The organism is Bradyrhizobium sp. IC3195 (assembly GCF_020193585.1).
Lineage (GTDB): Bacteria > Pseudomonadota > Alphaproteobacteria > Rhizobiales > Xanthobacteraceae > Bradyrhizobium > Bradyrhizobium yuanmingense.
This window is the reverse complement of sequence record NZ_JADYVG010000083.1, coordinates 1-621: the sequence shown is the minus strand read 5'-3', so window position 1 is coordinate 621 and position 621 is coordinate 1. Positions and strand designations below refer to the sequence as shown.

The 621-nt window shown below is 54.4% G+C and carries 1 pseudogene; it reads left to right on the top strand.

What is annotated here, in order from left to right:
• Positions 1–621, top strand: a pseudogene (locus tag I6F09_RS37195) (reverse transcriptase domain-containing protein); the annotation flags it as partial.

Here is a 621-nt window from a genome sequence, read left to right as displayed (position 1 = left end):
GAGGCAAAGTCGTATCAGATCCCCAAACATCTCGTTTGGGAAGCTTGGAAACAGGTGAAAGCGAACCGCGGGTCAGCGGGTGTGGACGGGGTCTCCATCGAGGAATTCGAAAAGGACTTGAAGAGAACCTCTACAAGATCTGGAATCGAATGTCGTCGGGGACATACTTTCCGCCTCCCGTCCGTCTCGTGGAAATTCCCAAGGCTAATGGAGGGAAGCGTCCGTTAGGAATACCCTCTATAGCTGACCGCGTGGCTCAGACGGTTGCAAAAATGGTTATGGAGCCGACGATGGAACGAATATTCCATCCGGACTCCTACGGCTATCGGCCCGGCCGTTCGGCGCTTGACGCAGTGGGGACAGCGCGAAAGCGTTGCTGGAAATTCGACTGGGTTATCGACCTTGATATCAAGTCGTTCTTCGACTCGATTCCTTGGCACCTAATCGAAAAGGCCGTCGCCCAGCACACGGAACTGAGTTGGATTCGTCTCTACGTAAAGCGGTGGCTGCAAGCTCCCGTGGAGAAAGAAGACGGAATCCCTGTGGAGAGAACACGCGGAACCCCTCAGGGTTCGGTGGTTTCACCGCTGCTCGCAAATTTGGTTCTGCACTATGCATTCG